The following is a 1,213-nucleotide window of genomic DNA, read 5'->3' as shown; positions in this document are numbered from 1 at the left end:
TAGTTCTTGTCCAAGTTCCACCTATTTGCTCACCAGTAATTAATGTAGATAAATCGATTGCTGCTGTTGATGTCTCACAAACTGTGGTAGCTCCATCCGCTCCTGCAACTGGTTGTGCGTTGATATTTACTGTAGCGATACTTGTATCATCAATACAAGGTGCTGTACCTGTTAATGTATAAAGGAAAGTACTTGTTGTGGCTCCTACAGCTGGAGTAAATGTTCCTGCTGCTGCACTAAATACTCCGCCTGTTCCACCTGTTCTTGTCCAAGTTCCACCTATTTGCTCACCTGTGATTAAGGTAGCTAAATTAACGGCTACTGCCGATGTCTCACAAACTGTGGTAGCTCCATCTACTCCTGCAATTGGCTGTGGGTTGATAGTTACTGTAGCCACACTTGTATCATTAATACATGGTGCTGTTCCAAGTAAAGTATAAGTAAAAGTACTCGTTGTTGCTCCTAAAGCTGGAGTAAATGTTCCTGCTGCTGCATTAAAAGCTCCTCCTGTTCCACCTGTTCTTGTCCAAGTTCCACCTATTTGCTCTCCTGTAATTAGTGTAGATAAAGTAATTGCTGTTGTTGATGTCTCACAAACTATAGTAGATCCATCTATTCCTGCAACTGGTTGTGGGTTGATATTTACTGTAGCGATACTCGTATCATTAGTACATGGCGCTATACCTGTTAAAGTATATTCAAAGGTACTTGTTGTGGCTCCAACTGCTGGGGTAAATGTTCCTGATGCTGCATTAAAAGCTCCACCTGTTCCCGTAAGCCTAACCCAAGTTCCACCTATTTGCTCACCTGTAATTAAGGTAGCTAAATTAATGGCTGTTGTTAATGTCTCACAAACTGTGGTAGCTCCATCTACTCCTGCAACTGGCTGTGCGTTGATAGTAACTGTAGCCACACTTGTATCATTAATACATGGTGCTGTGCCTAATAAAGTATATTCAAAAGTACTTGTTGTTGCTCCAACTGCTGGAGTGAATGTTCCTGCTGCTGCATTAAAAGCTCCTCCTGTTCCTCCTGTTCTTATCCAAGTTCCTCCTATTTGCTCGCCTGTAATTAATGTAGCTAAAGTAATTACTGCTGTTGATGTCTCACAAATTGTAATACCGCCATCTACTCCTGCAACTGGTTGTGCATTAATAGTAATTGTAGCTACACTTGAATCACTAATACATGGAGCTATTCCTGTTAATGTATA

1 pseudogene is annotated in these 1,213 nt (G+C 41.2%); it reads right to left on the bottom strand.

The features are described 5' to 3' along the window. Nucleotides 1–1,213: pseudogene (locus ACYU7A_RS13385) on the bottom strand (adhesin); the annotation flags it as partial.

It is taken from the genome of Flavobacterium koreense, from assembly GCF_054776075.1.
The sequence above is the reverse complement of the archived record's forward strand: the minus strand, read 5'-3'. Positions and strand labels throughout refer to the sequence as shown.